The following is an 18,207-nucleotide window of genomic DNA, read 5'->3' as shown; positions in this document are numbered from 1 at the left end:
GTGATCGATCATCCGGAATGGTTGTCGTTGCCCGGTTTCCGGGTGATCGTCACCGGGGCGGCGGCCGAACTCGGCCCGCTGCGGCCGCTATTGCGGTGGGGTGCTGACGTTCTCGCGATAGACCTGCCCGGACCGCAGCGGTGGCGCGAGATTTCGGATATCGCGAAGGCGGGAGCGGGACGGCTGCGCTATCCCGTCACGGTGGGACCCGGTGCGGATATCACCAGGCAGTTCCCGGCGTTGGTGCATTGGATTCGCGCGCAGTTCGACCACGACGCCCGCCCGGTATTCGGGCTGTACGCGAATGCTCCCGGACCGCAAGGGGTTCGGCTGGCCGCCGCGCTGGATGTCCTCGTCGAGGATCTGCTCGAGCACCGCGATGACGCGGCCATCGCATACCTCGGTTCGCCGACCGACTGCTATGCCGTGCCCGAGGACGTCATCGCGGACGCGCACGCCCGCCTGCGCGAGCGCGGTGTCGGCCCGCACGTGTTGCGCGTGCTCAGCGCATCGGCCCTGTACCGGCCCAACTACCGCACCACGAACCCCGATCACCTCGGCGCGACCTGGAGCGTCGCCGATGCACTGCTCCCAGCCCAAGGCCCGAATTACGCACTGGCCCGACGCCTCCTGCGCTGGCGCACCGTCTTCGCGCACACCGCGGGCCGCACCGTCTCCTGCGCCGTCGCACCACCCGCCAGGACGAAATCCCTCCGCACCCAACGCTCTCTCGCCGCCTCCTACCGCGGCGCCCGCCACTTCGGCATAGAGGTCTTCGACCCAGACACCGCCCGAACCCTCCTCGCAGCCAAACTCGTCGCCGACCTCTTCGCCCCACCCGAACCCACCGACACCACCCCCGAGTGCATATTCGTAGCAGGCGCGGCCCACGGCGGCCTCTGGCGCCAGCCCTACGACCCGCCCTCGATCCTCCCACTAGCAGCCCTCGCCGGCTACACCCACACCCTCCTCCTCCGCCCCTAACACCCCAGGCGTGCGCCGCCTTTCAAGATCAGGTGGAATCTATGGCGGCATCGGGCGAGAAGCCCCCGCCACCAGTGCCACCTGATCTTGATCTACGGGGTGGTGTTGGGTGCCACGGTGGACCAGGGGACGGACAGGACGCAGTCGCGCATGCGGCGGCGGTAGGTGTGGAGCGGGAAGCCGTCGTGGCGTAGGTATTCTGCTGCGGCGCGCCAGCGCACTCGGGGGCCGAAGGGGGCGAGTGGGGCGGCACGGGCCCATGCGCGATCAGCGGCCGACAAAAGCGCGTGGATCGGCTCGCCGGGAATGTTGCGGTGGATCAGCACCTTCGGCAGGCGCTCGGCGATATCGGACGGTCGCTCGACCGTGAAGGGATCCCAGGCCAGGGTGAGTGAGAGCGGTCCGGATCGATCCAGCAGCACCCAGGCGCAGCGTCTGCCCAGCTCGTCGCAGGTGCCGTCGACGAGTAGACCGTCCGGGTCCATCCCGGACAGGATGGTGGTCCACGCATCGGGAACGGCCGTTTCCGGATATTGGCGCAGCACGTTGAACGCGCGCACCAGCATCGGTCGCAGCCCGGCCAATTCGAAGCCGCCGCGGGCGAAGGTGACGCCGTCGCGGTCGGGCACCACCCGTTCCGGATCGATCTCCAGCCCGACCACCCGCACATCCGCGCGGACCGTGCGCAGCCGGACCGCCAACTCCAGCGTGGTCCACGGACTGGCCCCATAGCCGAGGTCGACGACCAGCGGATCGGCGGCATCGCGCAGTCGACCGGTGACCAGTTCGTCGTGGATCAGCCAGCGGTCGCTGCGCCGTAATCGGTTGACACCGGTGGTCCCCCTGGTGATGGTGCCGACCGGTCTCAGCGGGTCGGGTTTTGCTCTTCCAGCCACTTCACGGTCTGCTCGGCCTCGGCGCGGAACAGGTCGACCAGGTTGACCAGCATCAGCTGTTCGAGTCGCGGGCCGACCATCGGGATGAACACCTTGGCCTCGGAGGAGAACCGCATGGTGCAGCCGGTATCGGTGGGGAACAGGCGAATGGTGCCGCCGAGGCTGCCCGGCCCGGCCGGAATCGAGGCGGAGAACTTGCCGACGGACTCGTTCTCGTCGAACGGTCCCCAGCTCTCCTTGCGCGTGATGACCATGTCCTTGCGCATGACCGCCTGCGCGATCTCCGGCAGCATGTCGCGCGGCAGGATGTGGTTGAGCACGACATCGATACCGGATTCGCTGACATCGAGGCCGGCGACCTCATTGCCCGGCGATATTTTCGACATCTCCGCGCACCGGTCGTCCCAGTACCCCCGGGTCGACAGCGCCGCGTACAGCTCCTTGGTGGTGTGCAGCGGGAAGCGGGCTGAATAGTCCAGTCTGCGGGCCATGAGGGGTTACGTTACCGGGACCGATTGCCGCCGCATCGCTCGGCGGTAGGTCTGGGGATTCGCACAATCGCCACCCCCACGCCACGCGGAATCCGCACATCGTCCGGACAGAATCGCAATATGAACAGGACGTGGGAGGCGTGGGGCGGGGTGATCACGGCGACGATCGCGGCACTGCCGCTCGCCGTTGCGGTCGCGTGGTGGCTGGCGCGGCGGCGGGGTTCGTGGCGCAATGCCCTGTGCGAGGTCGGCATTGTGATCGGCACCGCGCCGTGGTTGTGGATGGTCCTCACCCCGGCGGGCACCGGCCGTTCGGTGAATGCGGTGCCGCTGCGCGATCTGATCGATCAGCTGCGCGACGATCGAGTCGTCGAGCAGCTCGGCGGAAATCTGTTGGTATTCGCCGCGCTCGGCTTTCTGCTGCCGATGCGTTGGGCGTGGTTCGCCAACCCATGGCGGTTGCTGCTGGTCGGCGCGGTGCTATCCAGCGTGGTGGAAGTATCGCAGTTCGTACTGGGCATCGGCCGCCACTCGTCTGTCGACGATGTCCTCGTCAACGCAACCGGAGCCTTGCTCGCCGGACTCGCATCGAATCGCTGGTGGGTGTCGGGCTCACCAGAGGCCCTGCCGACCAAGTTCAGTGCTGGGCGAGCCAGTTGTTCGTGAACTCTTCCTCGTTCGCCAGCAGTTCGGTCAACCGCTCCGCGATGGCGGCCTCGATCTTCCCGCCGAACAGCGGAATCTTCACCTCGATGGTGCCGTTGGTCTCAGCCACCGAACCGGAGCCGTCGGCCGTGAGCTCGATGGCCCCGCGGACCTCGGCGGGCGCACCCTCCACTCGCGCGGTAAAGGTGGCCGAATCGCCGGTCCAGCTCTCGGTGCGCGGGATGATCAGATCGCCGGGCCGCACCGCGGTGATCGCGGCCGGCAGCAGCTCGGCGGCGATGACCTGCACCATCTCGACCTCGACCTGGTCGCCATCGACGCTGACCGAATCCAGCCGGGCATTATCGCCACCCACTTCGGCGATGCGGTCCTTCCAGTACTGCTCATCGGCGAAGGCCGCGCGTACCGCGGCAACCGGATACGAGTAGCGAGCCGTGTACGCCAGGGGTGTAGCCATGGTCGAACACGCTACCGTCTGGGGCGTGCGAACTTCACGGGTGGTGTCGGCGGACCAGCTGCGCGAGCTGCTGGTCGATAGCGGTGCGCGGCTGCGCGAGTCGGTGCGGCTGGCCGAGCTGACCACATTGCGGGTCGGCGGTCCTGCCACGGTCGTGGAATGTGCGACGACCGAAGCGCTGGTCGCGACGGTCCGGACGCTGGACACCGCGGGCATTCCACTATTGCTGCTCGCGGGCGGATCCAACCTGCTGATCGGCGACGACGGCTTCGACGGTGTCGTGGTCCTGGTGCGCAACGAGGCGGTCGAGATCGGCGCGGACGGTGTGGTCGCCGAGGCAGGTGCGAACTGGGACGCGGTGGTCGCGGCCACCATCGGGGCCGGTCTCGGCGGGCTGGAATGTCTGTCGGGCATTCCCGGATCGGCCGGTGCGACGCCGGTACAGAACGTCGGCGCGTACGGCGTGGAGGTCGAAAGCCTGCTGCGCCGGGTGCGCCTGCTGGATCGCGCGAGCGGAGAGATCCGCTGGGTCGAACCGGCCGAACTCGGCTTTGGTTACCGCACCAGCGCACTCAAGCACCGCGATACCGCCGTGGTGCTCGCGGTGGACTTCGCACTCAACCCCGACGGCGCGAGCGCACCGCTGCGCTACGGCGAGCTCGCGAACGCACTCGGTGCGGGCAACGGTGACTCCCGGCCTACCGATCAGGTGCGGGCGGCGGTGCTGAAGTTGCGCGCGGGCAAGGGCATGGTGCTCGACCCCGCCGATAACGACACCTGGAGTGCGGGCTCGTTCTTCACCAATCCGGTCGTTCCGGACCGCCGTGTCGAGGCAGTGAAGGCTGCGATCATCGCCCATGTGGGCGACGTCACGATCCCGACTTATCCGGCCCCCGACGGCGTCAAATTCTCCGCGGGCTGGCTCATCGAGCGGGCGGGCTTCGCCAAGGGTTTTCCGGGCCCCGACGCCCCGGCCCGACTGTCCACGAAACATACGCTGGCCTTGACCAACCGCGGCGGCGCGACCGCCGCCGATCTGGTCGCACTGGCCCGCACGGTCCGTGACGGTGTCGCCGAGCGATTCGGTATCCGGCTGGAACCGGAGCCGGTACCCATCGGAGTCGCTCTTTAAACGGTGAAACGGACACCACACTCGCCGCTAGCGACTGCTTGCAGGTCGCTCGAAAGGGTCAGCAGGCCGGTCGGGCGGTTTTCGCCGCGTAAATTCGATGAAGTGAGCCATCGTCCAGTCATCCGCAGACCGGCCGCCGCCGTCTCCGCCGTGTTGCTCGTGGTAGTCGCGCTGGTGGCCGGATGCACGTCAGACAAGGGCGGAAATAGCGACTCCGCCAAAGACAACACCCCCCTTGCGAAGGTCACGCTGACACCGGGCGCCGACGCCAAGAACGTCAATCCGACCGCACCGATCTCGGTCACCGTCACCGACGGCACCATCGATCAGATCGCGCTGACCAACGCCAACGGTAAGCAGGTCGCCGGCGAACTCGCCGCGGACAAGCACAGCTACCAGACCACCGAACCGCTCGGCTACGACGCCAAATACACCTGGTCCGGCACCGCGGCCGGCGCCGACCGCAAGCCGGTCGCGATCGACGGCACCTTCACCACCCTCGCACCGAAGAACACCTTCCCCGCGACGCTCAATATCGCCGATAACCAGGAAGTCGGCATCGCCGCCCCGATCATCTTGCAGTTCAAGGGATCTGTGCAGAACAAGGCCGCGGTGGAGAAGGCGCTCACCATCACCACCAATCCGCCGACCGAGGGTGCGTGGGCCTGGCTCCCGGACGACAACGGCGGCTCGCGCGTGCACTGGCGGCCGAAGGACTACTGGGCGCCCGGCACCACCGTGCACGTCGCGGCCAAGCTCTACGGCCTGGATCTCGGCGGCGGAAACTACGGATATTCCGATCTCACTTCGGATTTCCGCATCGGCCGCAGCCAGATCGTCAAGGCCAACGCACCGAGCCATCGGATGCAGGTGGTGCGCGACGGACAGGTCGTCGTCGATATCCCGGTCAGCTACGGCGAGGGCAATGAGGCGCGCAATGTCACCCGCTCCGGTGTGCACGTCGTCACCGAGAAGTACGAAGACTTCATGATGTCGAATCCGCCGTTCTACACCAATGTTCGCGAACGCTGGGCCGTACGCATCTCGAATAACGGCGAATTCATCCACGCCAATCCGGAATCCCTTTCGGCACAGGGCTCTTCGAATGTCACCAACGGCTGCATCAACCTGTCGCCGAGTGACGCGCAGGCCTACTTCCCGACCGCGCTCTACGGCGATCCGGTCGAGGTGACCGGCACGTCGATCGCGCTGTCGGCCGCCGATGGCGATCTCTACGACTGGACCATCGATTGGAATACCTGGACCGGGCTGTCGGCATTGCAGGGCGAGCCCAAGAATCCGGTGTCCGCGACACCGGTGCCGCCGCTGCCCGCCGGCGGTCGCTGAGCTAGGCAAACCCGGCGCGACATGCGACGATCGGTCAGGTGACCAGCAGACCAGCCACGGAGGACAACCTGCGCGAGCTCGCTCGCCTGCGTCGTGTCCGCGACCGGATCGACCGGGAGTACGCGCAGCCGCTCGACGTCGAGCGGCTGGCCCGCGACGAGCACATATCGGCCGGTCACTTGAGCCGCCAGTTCAAGCTCGCCTACGGCGAGTCGCCGTACTCCTACCTGATGACGCGGCGCATCGAGCGCGCGATGTCGCTGTTGCGGCGCGGCGATCTCAGCGTTACCGAGGTCTGTTTCGCGGTCGGCTGCCAATCGCTGGGGACCTTCAGCACTCGGTTCACCGAACTGGTCGGCGTACCGCCCAGCACCTACCGGGAGCAGGCCGAGCACGCCACGGTGGATCTGCCGACGCTCGTCGTGAAACGGGTGACAAGACCGATCAGGAATCGAGAAGCGCCGGTCACCTAGGCGCAACTAGCGTGAATGCCATGGACATCATCATTCAATCGAGCTTCCTCCCACAGGACGACCCGGAGGCCGCCTTGGCCTTCTACCGCGACGCCCTCGGCTTCGAGCTGCGCAAAGACGTCGGATTCAACGGGATGCGCTGGCTCACCGTCGGCCCGGTCGACCAGCCCGGTACCTCCATCGTCCTGCACCCGCCGGCTGCCGACCCCGGCATCACCGACGATGAGCGCCGCACCATCGCCGAGATGATGGCCAAGGGCACCTACGCCAGCATCCTGCTGGCTACTAAGGATGTCGACGCCACCTTCGAGAAGGTGCAAGCCACCAATGCCGAGGTCGTCCAGGAGCCGACCGATCAGCCATACGGGGTTCGCGACTGTGCCTTCCGCGATCCCGCCGGAAACATGGTCCGTATCCAGCAGTTGAGCTGAGCCTCGGGCAATCGCAGCGCTCGACACCGGTGGCGACCGCAGGTCACCGGCGTCGAGCCGAATTGCCACGACCGCCGCCGTACAAGTACCGAAACGCACTGCTCGAAGCTGATTAGATCGAGCTAGTCGACTCCGACGGAGACCGCGCATGCGGCCCGCGCAACCAGATGGAGACCAGATGAGCACCGCATCGCGAAGCGATTCCGTGAGGGGTGGTGGCCGGGTGACGGGTGGGCGCACGGCCGAAAAGACGGACACGCAAACGCACGCTGCCGACAGCCACGATCTGATCCGCGTGCTCGGCGCGCGCGTGAACAACCTCAAAGACATCAGCATCGAAATTCCGAAGCGCCGCTTGACGGTGTTCACCGGTGTTTCCGGCTCGGGCAAGAGTTCGCTGGTATTCGACACCATCGCCGCGGAGTCCCAGCGGCTGATCAACGAGACCTACAGCACCTTCGTACAGGGCTTCATGCCGACGCTGGCGCGGCCCGAGGTCGATGTGCTCGACGGGCTGACCACCGCGATCATCGTCGACCAGCAGCGGATGGGCGCCGACCCGCGCTCCACGGTCGGCACCGCTACCGACGCCAGTGCCATGCTGCGCATCCTGTTCAGCCGACTCGGCAAGCCGCATATCGGCTCGCCGCAGGCGTTCTCGTTCAATGTCGCCTCGATCAGCGGCGCGGGCGCGGTCGCGGTAGAGCGCGCCGGGAAGACGGTGAAGGAGCGCCGCAGCTTCAGCATCACCGGTGGCATGTGTCCGCGCTGTGAGGGGCGGGGTTCGGTCAACGACATCGATCTGACCCAGCTGTACGACGACACCAAATCGCTGAACGAGGGTGCGCTCACCATCCCCGGCTACAGCATGGACGGCTGGTTCGGCCGCATCTTCACCGGCTGCGGCTTCTTCGATACGGACAAGCCGATAAAGAAGTTCAACAAACGCGAACTCAACGATCTGCTCCACAAGGAGCCGACCAAGATCAAGGTCGATGGCATCAACCTGACCTACGAGGGCCTGATCCCGAGGATCCGCAAGTCGATGCTGTCCAAGGACGTCGACGCGCTGCAGCCGCATATCCGCGCTTTCGTGGAGCGGGCGGTCACCTTCCAGATCTGCCCCGAATGCGACGGCACCCGGCTCAGCGAGTTGGCGCGATCGTCGAAGATCAAGGGCATCAGCATCGCCGACGCCTGCGCCATGCAGATCAGCGATCTGGCCGAATGGGTCAGCGGGCTGAAGGAACCGTCGGTGGCGCCGCTGCTGACCTCGCTGCGGCACACCCTCGACTCGTTCGTGGAGATCGGACTCGGCTACCTGTCGCTGGAACGGCCCGCGGGCACGCTGTCGGGTGGTGAGGCGCAGCGCGTCAAGATGATCCGCCACCTCGGCTCCTCGCTCACCGATGTCACCTATGTATTCGACGAGCCGACCGCGGGGCTGCACCCGCATGACATCCAGCGGATGAACGAACTGCTGCTGCGGCTGCGGGACAAGGGCAATACGGTGCTCGTCGTCGAGCACAAGCCGGAGACGATCGTCATCGCCGACCACATCGTCGACCTGGGTCCAGGCGCGGGTACGGGCGGCGGCACCGTCTGCTTCGAGGGCAGCGTCGATGGGCTGCGCGGCAGCGGCACCATTACCGGCCGTCACTTCGACGACCGCGCCGCGCTGAAGAAGAAGGTACGAAAGTCCAACGGCGCGTTGGAGATTCGCGGTGCATCGACCAACAACCTGCGGGATGTCGATGTCGATATTCCGCTCGGCGTGCTCGCCGTCATCACCGGCGTCGCGGGCTCGGGCAAGAGCTCGCTCGTGCACGGCTCCATCCCCGCAAGCGCCGCTCAGCTCAATGGCCGCTCCGCAAGCTCCACGGACGTGGTGTCGGTCGATCAGGGCGCGATCCGCGGTTCGCGACGAAGCAACCCGGCGACCTACACCGGACTGCTCGACCCGATCCGCAAGGCATTCGCGAAGGAAAACGGCGTCAAGCCTGCGCTTTTCAGCGCCAACTCCGAGGGCGCATGCCCCAACTGCAACGGTGCGGGCGTCATCTACACCGACCTCGCGGTCATGGCCGGTGTCGCCACCACCTGTGAGGAATGCGAGGGCAAACGGTTCCAAGCCGCAGTGCTCGAGTACCACCTCGGCGGCCGCGATATCAGCGAGGTGCTCGCGATGTCGGTGACCGAAGCGCAGGAGTTCTTCAGCGACGGCGCGGCGCGCACACCGGCCGCGGAGAAGATCCTGGACCGGCTCGCCGATGTCGGGCTCGGCTACCTCACCCTCGGTCAGCCGCTCACCACGCTGTCCGGCGGCGAGCGGCAGCGGCTCAAGCTGGCCACCCATATGGCCGAGAAGGGCGGCGTCTACGTCCTCGACGAGCCGACGACGGGCCTGCATCTCGCCGATGTCGAACAGCTGCTCGGCCTGCTCGACCGGCTGGTCGACTCGGGTAAGTCTGTCATCGTCATCGAACACCACCAGGCAGTAATGGCCCATGCCGACTGGATCATCGACCTCGGTCCCGGTGCGGGCCACGACGGCGGCAAGATCGTCTTCGAAGGCACGCCCGCCGACCTGGTCGCCGAGCGCGCCACCCTCACCGGCGAACACCTGGCGGCGTACGTCGGCGCCTGAATGAAAATCGCCCCCGCTCGGGAGAACCGTGCGGGGGCGAAACATATTCGGCGCTTGGCAATTACCGCGCGTTCTCCTTGACGAGCGAACCGTCCTTACCGAACGATTCGGTGTCGACGCCCGAATCCTTCTGCTGCTTGGCGAGCAGATCGCGAATCTCGATGAGCAATTCGATCTCGGACGGCTCGGCCACCTTGGCGGTGCCGAAGCGGTTCTTCAGCGTCTTCATCGGCACCATCAGCACGAAGTACAGCACCCCGGCGACCAGCACGAAGTCGATGAGCGCGGTGATGATCGGCCCGATCGCGATGAAGGTGGCCGGCTTACCCGAGACCAGCTGAACGCCGAGTCCCAGCTCATTGGTCTTACCCAATACCGCGAGCAGCGGATTGATGATCCCCTTTGTCACCGCCGTCACCACCGAGGTGAACGCGGTACCCATGACCACCGCGACCGCAAGATCGATAACGTTCCCGCGCATCAGGAAATCTTTGAAACCCTTGAGCATGAGCCGAGCTACTCCAATCTGGTCTAAATGCTTGTCCGCCTCCCCGCACCTTTGCTGGTCGTCGGGTGCCATTCGAGTTCACATCCGGGTCGGCGGTCTGGTGTCAGTCAGGTTTTGGGCGTACCCGGTGAGTTACCCATGTACTTGCGAAATCGGTTGTCGCCTCTTTGGTGACAACCGATTTCGATTCCGTCAGCCGCGGCGAGCGAAGCGTCCCGGGCCGGCTTGGTCACGGGGCTTGACGATGATCTGGTCCAGATTCACATGTGACGGTCGCGACGCCACGAACCCGATGATCTCCGCGATATCCTGCGCGACCAGCGGATCAATGCCCTCGTACACCTTGGCCGCACGCTCCTCGTCCCCAGCGAATCGCACCAGCGAGAACTCGGTTTCCACTGCGCCGGGCGCGATTTCGGTGAGCCGCACCGGCTGGCCGAGCAGTTCGCCACGCAATGTGCGGTGCAGTACGGCCTGTGCGTGCTTGGCCGAGGTGTAGCCGGAGCCGTTGTCGTAGGCCTCGAAGGCGGCGACCGAGGTGATCGTGACGATGAGCCCGTCGCCCGAGGCGATCAGCTTCGGCAGCAATGCCTTGGTCACCCGCAGCGTGCCGAGCACATTGGTTTCCCACATCCAGCGCCAGTCGTCCAGATCCGCCTCGGCCACCGGGGTCAGACCCTTCGCACCGCCCGCATTGTTGACCAGCACATCGGCGTTCTCGATCGCATCGGTGAACGCGCGTACGGAATCTTCCGAGGTCACATCGAGTTCGAGTGCGGTGCCGCCGATTTCGTCGGCGAGGCGCCGCAACCGATCGAGCCTGCGCGCACCGACGACCACGTGATAGCCCTGTTTGGCGAGTTCCCGGGCGGTGGCTTCCCCGATTCCCGAGCTGGCTCCGGTCACGACGGCAGTGCGAATGCTCATAACTTTCGATCCTAAATGCCGGGTAATCGTCGAAGACCGCGGCTGCCGCATGCAACGCAGGACCTGATTTCGTGAGTACATGGGTAACTCGCCGGGTACATCCAGAAGTCGGCCAGGCCGCTGACCGCCGGCCCGCGACAGGGCGTCAGTGGCACTTACGACCGGCGAAAGGCGCGGGAGGCGGGGGAGTCTAGCCTCGGTGCATGGCTATTCGGGAAGCGGTCAGTGCGGACGGAACGAGCATCGTCTATCGGGTCAGCGGCCCGGCCGACGGCAGGCCGCTGGTGCTGGTGCACGGTTGGTCGGCCAATCTGCAGTGCTGGGGCGCGGCCGCGGACGAGCTGGCCGAGCGCTTCCGGGTGCTCGCCGTCGACCTGCGCGGCCACGGCTACTCCGGCGCCCCGGAGACCGGCTACGACGATCCGAAGAACTGGGCCGCCGATATCGCCGCGGTGCTCGCCGCCGAAGGCATCCGATCCGATGCGGTGCTGCTCGGCTGGTCCTACGGCGGCATCGTGATCAGCGACTACCTGACCGCCTACGGCACCGGCGCGGTCGCGGGCGTCATCTACTCGGGTTCGATGGCCAATATCGGTCGCGCACCCGGTGCGGAGACCGGTTCGGCCATGCAGGAGGCCATGCCCGGGGTCTTCGAGGAGAGTGCGGGTCGTGCGTTGCGCGCGTTCGGTGCCTTCGGCAATGCCAATACCGGACCCGGTCCGGACAAGGGCGTCGATGCCCAGCGCATCTTCGGTGCGAGCCTCGGTACGCCGCCTCGGGTGCGCAAGGCGCTGTTCTACCGGACCGTCGACAACACCGAAACGCTACGTGCCCTGGACATTCCGGTGCTGGTCCTGCACGGAACCAAGGATCCGGTCGTGCCGATCGAGAACGGTCGCTACATCCTCGACGCGGTGCCCGACGGCCGCGGCTCGTTCTGGGAGGACGCACAGCACGGGCTGTTCATCGAGGATCGGGCCCGCTTCGTCGCCGAGGTGAGCGCGTTCATCGACGGTCTGAATTAGCCGTCCGAAATTCGCTGGCGCCGCACGCTCGGCTCGAGCAGACTTGTCGTGTCCCGGTGCCAAGATCAGCGCCGGGCAGATATTTGCACCGCGCGTGAGAACCCTCACGAAACTGCTGTGACGACTGTCACTCGGCCCGGTTACGGTGTCTGGGTTGGGCAATTCAACGTGCACTATGGATGGTGTGAGTCAACGCCCGGACCTACGGCCGAATCGGATTGCCGTGTTATCGGTGCACACCTCACCACTTGCTCAACCGGGGACCGGCGATGCAGGCGGCATGAACGTCTATGTCCTGCAAACCGCCATTCAGCTGGCCCGACGCGGCACCGAGGTCGAGATTTTCACCCGGGCCACCTCCTCGAACGTCCCGCCGGTCCAGGAGGCGGTCCCGGGGGTTCTGGTGCGCAATGTGGTGGCGGGCCCGTTCGAGGGGCTGGACAAGCACGATCTGCCGACCCAGCTGTGCCCGTTCACGGCCGAGGTGCTGCGCCAAGAGGCCAGACACCTGCCCGGACACTATGACCTCGTCCATTCGCACTACTGGCTATCCGGTCAGGTCGGCTGGCTGGCGCGCGACCGCTGGCGGGTGCCGCTGGTACACACCGCGCACACCTTGGCGGCGGTGAAGAACGCGGCGCTGGCCGAGGGGGATTGCCCCGAACCCGTGACCCGTGAGATCGGCGAGAAGCAGGTGATCGCGGAGGCCGATCGCATGGTCGCCAATACCGCGGAGGAGGCCCGCCAGCTCGTCGAGCTGTACGGCGCCGATTCCGACCGCATCGATGTGGTGCCGCCCGGCGCGGATCTGACTCGCTACTGTCCCGGTGAAAGGGCCGCGGCCCGAGCCGAATTGGGTCTGGCCGCCGACGAGCGGATCGTCGCGTTCATCGGCCGCATCCAGCCGCTCAAGGCCCCGGATGTGCTGGTCCGGGCGGCCGCCGAGCTGCTGTACCGTGATCCGGCACGCAAGCTGCGGGTGCTCATTGTCGGCGGACCGTCCGGTACCGGACTGGAGCGCCCCGATTCACTGATCGAACTCGCCGCCGCGCTCGGCATCGCCGAGCATGTCACCTTCCTGCCGCCGCAGCCGCCGGATCGCCTGGTCCAGGTGTATCGGGCCGCCGATGTGGTCGCGGTGCCCAGCTACAACGAATCCTTCGGTCTGGTCGCCATCGAGGCGCAGGCCAGCGGCACCCCGGTGCTCGCGGCCGATGTGGGCGGGCTCGGCACCGCCGTGCGTCACGGTGAGACCGGCCTGCTCGTCCCCGGACATCGGACCCCGGACTGGGCCGATGCCCTCGGCCGGCTGCTCGACGACGGCGAGCGACTACGTCGGATGGGTCTGCGCGCGGTCGAGCACGCCGGGCATTTCTCCTGGGAGCACACCGCGGACGGACTGCTCGCCAGTTATTCGGCAGCGCTGGCCGATTTCCGTGCGGTGCGCGCCGGTCTCGGTGCGGGCCGCCGCAAGGTCTTCGAGGCCGCGCGGGCCGAGCTGCCGGAGGAACGCACTAGCCTCACCGGTGAACGCAGTGCTGTTCTTCTCGGCGAGAGCAGTCAGGCCAGATCGCGGGCGCTGTGGCGCCGCCGGACGGGAGCGCACCGATGAGCACGGCAGCCGCGACCGCACAGCTGATCGACGAAACGCTGCGCGAGCGCGAAATCGAGTACACCCATCCCAGCCAGGAGACGTTTGTCGTCATCCTGCCCGGTGAGCGCAAGCTCAAGACCACCGTGATGCTCACCGTCGGCAAGCACGGACTGCGGATCGAATCGTTCGTCTGCCGCAAGCCCGACGAGAACTTCGAGGGCGTCTACAAATTCCTGCTGCGTCGCAACCGCCGCCTCTACGGTGTGGCCTACACCCTGGACCGCGTCGGCGATATCTACCTGGTCGGCCGCATGGCCACGCACGCCGTCACCCCGGATGAACTGGACCGGATCTTCGGCCAGCTCCTCGAGGCCGTCGACGCCGACTTCAATGTCCTGCTGGAACTCGGCTTCGCCGAATCCATTCGCCGGGAATGGAAGTGGCGTGTATCGCGCGGCGAATCCCTGCAGAACCTGCGCGCCTTCGAGCATCTGGTCGAGGCCGCCGACCAGCCCTGAGCCGGCACACCCGTAGTCGCCGGTGCACACCTCCCATAGCGGGTGCAAGGGAGATAGCGACACGAAGGCTGGAGTATCCGCGCTCGACGTAGGCGACAATCGCGCGGTGGGAATGGGCCGTGAGGTACAGGAAGGCTGCCCGGCGATGATGGTTCTTGCTCTGGATATCGGTGCGACGAAATTCGCCGCCGGTGTGGTTCACGCGGGCCGGAAGGTGCGCGATGTGCGGCGGGTCGATATGCCTCGGGAATCGGTGTGGCCGACGTGCCGCGACCTGCTGCTGGAGGTGGCCGGTGACGCGACGGTTTCGGCGGTCGGGATCGGTTCGGCCGGGCCGGTCGATGTGCGCACCGGTATCACCAGGCCGCTGAACATTCCGGAATGGAAGCCTGGCTTTCCGATCGTGGCCGAGGTGCAGCGGCTGTTCCCTTCCGCCGCAGTGCGATTCGCCATCGACGGCGCCTGCCTGGCGCTGGCCGAACATCACGTCGGCGCGCTGCGCGGCATTCCGAACGGCCTGGCCATGACGGTCTCCTCGGGCATCGGCGGCGGCATCATCGCCGACGGGCGGGTGGTGCTCGGGCGCACCGGCAATGCCGGACACGTCGGCCACATCGTGGTGCCGGGTTGGGATGTCCCGTGTGAATGCGGCGGCGTCGGCTGCGTGGAGGCGATCGCCAGCGGTATGTCATCGGTGCGCTGGGCACGCGAACAGGGTTGGCGCGGCGAGACCGGCGCCGGGTTGGCGAAGGCCGCGCACACCGGCGACGAGATCGCACTCGCCGCGCTGCATCGGGCCGGAACCGCACTCGGCACGGCGATTGCCTCCGCGGCCTCGACGCTCGACATCGATCGGGTGGTGATCGGCGGCGGCTTCGCGCAATCGGGTGAACCGCTGTGGGAACCACTGCGCGCGGCACTGACCCGGCACGCGGGTTTGGACTTCCTGCGCGAGCTGCAGGTGGTGCCGTCGCGAATCACCAATGGCGCCACCTTGGTTGGCGCGGGTGTGCTCGCCGCGGGCCACGATACGGCCGATGCCATCTCCTGAGCAGTGGGAACGGATGCGAGCCCGGTTCGTGTACATGCCAGAATGGCCTGCATGACGTACACCCTCGTGTTGCTGCGCCACGGCGAGAGCGAATGGAATGCCATGAACCTTTTCACCGGTTGGGTGGATGTGCACCTGACCGATAAAGGCATCGCCGAGGGCAAGCGCGCCGGGGAACTGTTGGCCGAACACGGCATTCTGCCCGATATCGTCTACACCTCTGTGCTGCGACGCGCGATCAGCACCGCGAATATCGCGCTGGACGCCGCTGACCGGCACTGGATCCCGGTCGTGCGCGACTGGCGCCTCAACGAGCGCCACTACGGCGATCTGCAGGGCAAGAACAAGGCGCAGGTCCGCGACCAGTACGGCGACGACCAGTTCATGCTGTGGCGGCGCAGCTACGACACTCCGCCGCCGCCGATCGACCCGTCGAACGAGTACAGCCAGGAGAGCGACCTGCGCTACCAGGGCGTCGACGTCCCGAAGACCGAATGCCTGCTCGACGTGGTGAACCGGATGGTCCCGTACTGGGAGTCGACCATCTCCAAGGATCTGCTCTCGGGCAAGACCGTTCTCGTTGCGGCACACGGCAATTCGCTGCGCGCATTGGTCAAGCACTTGGACCGGATCTCCGATGAGGATATCGCCGGGCTGAACATCCCCACCGGTATCCCGCTGCGGTACGAGCTGGACGAGAACTTGCGCCCGGTCCGTCCGCGTGAATATCTGGACCCCGAGGCCGCCGCCGCGGGCGCCGCGGCCGTCGCCGGCCAGGGCGGTAAATAAGCACCTACCTCGATACAACGCGCCGCGACCGATATCGGTCGCGGCGCGTTGCTATTTTCCGGCGGTGACATGCCGTTTGCCTCGATCGGAGGCACTGGGGTGCGGGTCGCGATCAGTTAGCTGCGATCGCTTGGGTTAGTGTGAATTCTGCAGGTTGGGGTGGACTTTCTCCGCCTTGTACAGGTGTAATGCGGCGTTGATTGCTGTATGTGAACCAGTATTCGACGTACAAGTCAAGTAGCCGGAAATTCGAACCTACCCGTCGGTATGTATGCTCTGGTCGTTCGACCAGTCCGAGAGGCGGATCACCCCTGATGCAGACAATGTTGCGTGCCACCGTGGCGGCAGTCGCCACGGCGGTGCTCATTCCATTCGTCACCCAGAGCGCGATCGCCGCGTCGGCGCCGTCCGGTCCCGACGGTGGCGCGGCCGGCGCCGCCTGGGCCGCGACCGAGGACGGACCCCAGCAGTACCCGAATGTGAATATCCAGTGGGATGTTCCGATCACCATGAGCGACGGCACCGTCCTGAAGGGCAATGTGTACCGTCCGGCGGATGCGGCGGGTCGCCCGATCGACACCCCGACGCCCACGGTGGTCAACCTGACCCCGTACACCAAACTGGTCTCGAACATCGCCGACAGCGCAATGTCCATTCCGGGCCTGTCCGATGCGCTGATCGAACTGTTTCGCCGGATCGACCTCAGCGGCACTCCGCTGTCCGGCGTCACCGATCTGACCAAATCCTTCGGTGGCGGCGAACTGCGCAACTTCGCCGTCGACCGCCAGCTCATCAAGAGCGGCTACACCCAGGTCGTGGTCGACGTGCGCGGCACCGGCTTCTCCCAGGGCACCTGGGACATGCTGCGCCGGCGCGAACAGCAGGACACCTACGAGGTGATCGACTGGACCGCGCGTCAGCCGTGGTCCGACGGCCGCATCGGCATGAACGGCCTGTCCTATTCGGGCATCAACCAGATCCAGGTCGCCGCGATGCATCCGCCCGCGCTGAAGGCGATCTTCCCGGTAGTGCCCGGCAGTGACCTGGTCAACGATGTGCTCGCACCCGGCGGCGGCTTCGGCTTCAACTTCATTCCGCTGTGGCTGACCGCCATCAACGGCCTCAAGCTGGTTCCGGATGTCGCGTCGATACTCAACGGACAGTTCGATATGAAGTGGCTCGCCGATCGCGCGAAGGATCCGTTCACCTTCATGGATGTGCTGCTCGATGTCTACAGCACCACCCGGATCGAGGACCTGGACCCGCGCGCCAAGGAACTGCTGACCGGTTCGTCGGCGTCGCGCGCGGCCTGGCTCAGCGATCCGAGCAAGATCGAGGTGCCCACCTTCGTCACCGGTGGCTGGCACGATCTGTTCACCTACTCGGAATCCAAGATCTACAACGAGATTCCGCTGCCCGCGGGCCAGAAACAGCTGCTGATGGGCAATACGTACCACATCAACTCGGGCAATGAATACGGCAAGCCCGGCCTGCCGCCGCGCCTGGATGTGCTGCAGCGCGCGTGGTTCGACAAGTGGCTCAAGGGAATCGACAACGGCATCGATCAGTACGGCCCGATCACCTTGCGGCAGCAGGGCGGCGGCTGGATCACCACCGACTCGTTCGCCGATCCGCAGACCGGTGCCGAGGATGCCGAGTATCGCCGGATGTACCTGTCTGCCAACCGAAGTGGCACAGCGAACAGCCTGAACGACGGATCGTTGCTCGCCGCCGCGAGCCCGGACTCGGCGCGGCTCACCGTCGCGCCAGGCCTGACTACCCTGTGCTCCAACGACGCAGCGCAGGGTAGTGCGGGTTTCCTCTCGATCATCGATGGCTGTGCCAAGGACTCCCGGATCGCCGAGCTGAACGGGCTGACCTTCACCAGCGCCCCGGTTGCCGAGCCGACCACCATCTCCGGCCGAATCGCCGCGCACCTCAATACCGTTCAGGATGCGACCGACGGCTACTGGGTGGTCACAGTGAACGATGTCGCGCCGGACGGCCAGTCCACCGTGCTCTCCTCCGGCCAGTTGATGGCGTCGCTGCGTCAGGTCGACGAGGCGAACAGCACCCGGTCCGTCAGTGGCGATTACAACGATCCGCGGCCCTACACCTCGCTCGACCTGCGTCAGCCGACCGTGCCAGGGGAGGAGACGACCCTCGATATCACCCTGCCCGCCACCGAGGCGATTCTGCAGCCGGGCCATCGCCTGCGCGTGGATGTCTTCGCGGGCAACTTCCCCAAGGGCCTGCCGGTACTGCCGATGC

General features: G+C 66.3%; 17 protein-coding genes and 1 pseudogene. 13 read left to right on the top strand and 5 right to left on the bottom strand.

Features of this window, described 5'->3' with window-relative positions; genetic code table 11:
* Positions 1-984, top strand: a pseudogene (locus ON44_RS30415) (hypothetical protein); the annotation flags it as partial.
* A 92-nt stretch (positions 985-1,076) separates the two neighbouring features.
* On the opposite strand, the gene ON44_RS30410 reads toward ON44_RS30415, so the two are convergent.
* Positions 1,077-1,880 carry a class I SAM-dependent methyltransferase gene (locus ON44_RS30410; RefSeq protein ID WP_245567397.1) on the bottom strand — a complete coding sequence of 268 codons (804 nt, stop codon included), beginning with the start codon at positions 1,878-1,880 and terminating at the stop codon, positions 1,077-1,079.
* Complete coding sequence (locus ON44_RS30405; RefSeq protein ID WP_040696306.1) at positions 1,850-2,371, bottom strand: DUF2505 domain-containing protein; 522 nt, start codon at positions 2,369-2,371, stop codon at positions 1,850-1,852. Before ON44_RS30405 ends, ON44_RS30410 begins: the two co-directional genes overlap by 31 nt.
* 120 nt (positions 2,372-2,491) lie before the next feature.
* Here ON44_RS30405 and ON44_RS30400 point away from each other — a divergent pair, with 120 nt between their 5' ends.
* Complete coding sequence (locus ON44_RS30400; RefSeq protein WP_040696305.1) at positions 2,492-3,037, top strand: VanZ family protein; 546 nt, start codon at positions 2,492-2,494, stop codon at positions 3,035-3,037.
* Here ON44_RS30400 and ON44_RS30395 read toward each other — a convergent pair.
* Positions 3,009-3,494: a DUF2505 domain-containing protein gene (locus ON44_RS30395; protein ID WP_040696293.1), complete on the bottom strand. Its 486-nt coding sequence runs from the start codon at positions 3,492-3,494 to the stop codon at positions 3,009-3,011. The genes ON44_RS30400 and ON44_RS30395 overlap by 29 nt on opposite strands.
* A gap of 25 nt (positions 3,495-3,519) precedes the next feature.
* Between ON44_RS30395 and ON44_RS30390 the strand changes: the two genes are divergently transcribed.
* From ON44_RS30390 to ON44_RS30370, 5 genes are all read left to right on the top strand, one after another.
* The gene (locus ON44_RS30390) at positions 3,520-4,626 is read left to right on the top strand and encodes a UDP-N-acetylmuramate dehydrogenase (protein WP_373283220.1); all 1,107 of its coding nucleotides are present in this window, start codon (positions 3,520-3,522) and stop codon (positions 4,624-4,626) included.
* Between the two features lie 102 nt (positions 4,627-4,728).
* Positions 4,729-5,973, top strand: coding sequence for a L,D-transpeptidase (locus ON44_RS30385; RefSeq protein WP_051182609.1), 1,245 nt, complete (start codon positions 4,729-4,731; stop codon positions 5,971-5,973).
* Between the two features lie 38 nt (positions 5,974-6,011).
* Entirely contained in the window at positions 6,012-6,446 is a 435-nt protein-coding gene (locus ON44_RS30380) for a helix-turn-helix transcriptional regulator (RefSeq protein WP_040696290.1), read from the top strand.
* A gap of 20 nt (positions 6,447-6,466) precedes the next feature.
* The gene (locus ON44_RS30375) at positions 6,467-6,877 is read left to right on the top strand and encodes a VOC family protein (RefSeq protein ID WP_040696320.1); all 411 of its coding nucleotides are present in this window, start codon (positions 6,467-6,469) and stop codon (positions 6,875-6,877) included.
* 178 nt (positions 6,878-7,055) lie between these two features.
* Positions 7,056-9,524 (top strand): ATP-binding cassette domain-containing protein, encoded by a 2,469-nt coding sequence (locus tag ON44_RS30370; RefSeq protein WP_083898227.1) that lies wholly within the window; start codon positions 7,056-7,058, stop codon positions 9,522-9,524.
* Positions 9,525-9,585: 61 nt separating this feature from the next.
* On the opposite strand, the gene mscL is transcribed toward ON44_RS30370, so the two are convergent.
* On the bottom strand, positions 9,586-10,032 hold the full coding sequence (mscL, locus tag ON44_RS30365) for a large conductance mechanosensitive channel protein MscL (RefSeq protein ID WP_040696287.1): 447 nt from the start codon (positions 10,030-10,032) through the stop codon (positions 9,586-9,588).
* 192 nt (positions 10,033-10,224) lie between these two features.
* Entirely contained in the window at positions 10,225-10,959 is a 735-nt protein-coding gene (locus ON44_RS30360; RefSeq protein ID WP_040696285.1) for an SDR family NAD(P)-dependent oxidoreductase, read from the bottom strand.
* Between the two features lie 203 nt (positions 10,960-11,162).
* Here ON44_RS30360 and ON44_RS30355 point away from each other — a divergent pair, with 203 nt between their 5' ends.
* The 6 genes from ON44_RS30355 to ON44_RS30330 all read left to right on the top strand — a co-directional run.
* Positions 11,163-11,984: an alpha/beta fold hydrolase gene (locus ON44_RS30355; RefSeq protein WP_040696282.1), complete on the top strand. Its 822-nt coding sequence runs from the start codon at positions 11,163-11,165 to the stop codon at positions 11,982-11,984.
* Between the two features lie 175 nt (positions 11,985-12,159).
* The gene (gene mshA / locus ON44_RS30350; protein ID WP_174415167.1) at positions 12,160-13,596 is read left to right on the top strand and encodes a D-inositol-3-phosphate glycosyltransferase; all 1,437 of its coding nucleotides are present in this window, start codon (positions 12,160-12,162) and stop codon (positions 13,594-13,596) included.
* Positions 13,593-14,096, top strand: coding sequence for a type III secretion system chaperone family protein (locus tag ON44_RS30345; protein WP_040696313.1), 504 nt, complete (start codon positions 13,593-13,595; stop codon positions 14,094-14,096). The genes mshA and ON44_RS30345 overlap by 4 nt, the downstream gene beginning before the upstream one ends.
* A gap of 145 nt (positions 14,097-14,241) precedes the next feature.
* Positions 14,242-15,147 carry an ROK family protein gene (locus ON44_RS30340; protein WP_040696312.1) on the top strand — a complete coding sequence of 302 codons (906 nt, stop codon included), beginning with the start codon at positions 14,242-14,244 and terminating at the stop codon, positions 15,145-15,147.
* A 51-nt stretch (positions 15,148-15,198) separates the two neighbouring features.
* On the top strand, positions 15,199-15,936 hold the full coding sequence (locus tag ON44_RS30335) for a phosphoglyceromutase (RefSeq protein WP_040696279.1): 738 nt from the start codon (positions 15,199-15,201) through the stop codon (positions 15,934-15,936).
* A 314-nt stretch (positions 15,937-16,250) separates the two neighbouring features.
* The coding region (locus ON44_RS30330) for a CocE/NonD family hydrolase (RefSeq protein ID WP_040696310.1) at positions 16,251-18,207 on the top strand (1,957 nt) is incomplete at its 3' end.

The sequence above is a fragment of the Nocardia vinacea NBRC 16497 genome (assembly GCF_000308835.1).
Taxonomy (GTDB): Bacteria; Actinomycetota; Actinomycetes; order Mycobacteriales; family Mycobacteriaceae; genus Nocardia; species Nocardia vinacea.
Note: the sequence above shows the minus strand (reverse complement) of the source record. Positions and strands in the feature narration are given on the sequence as shown.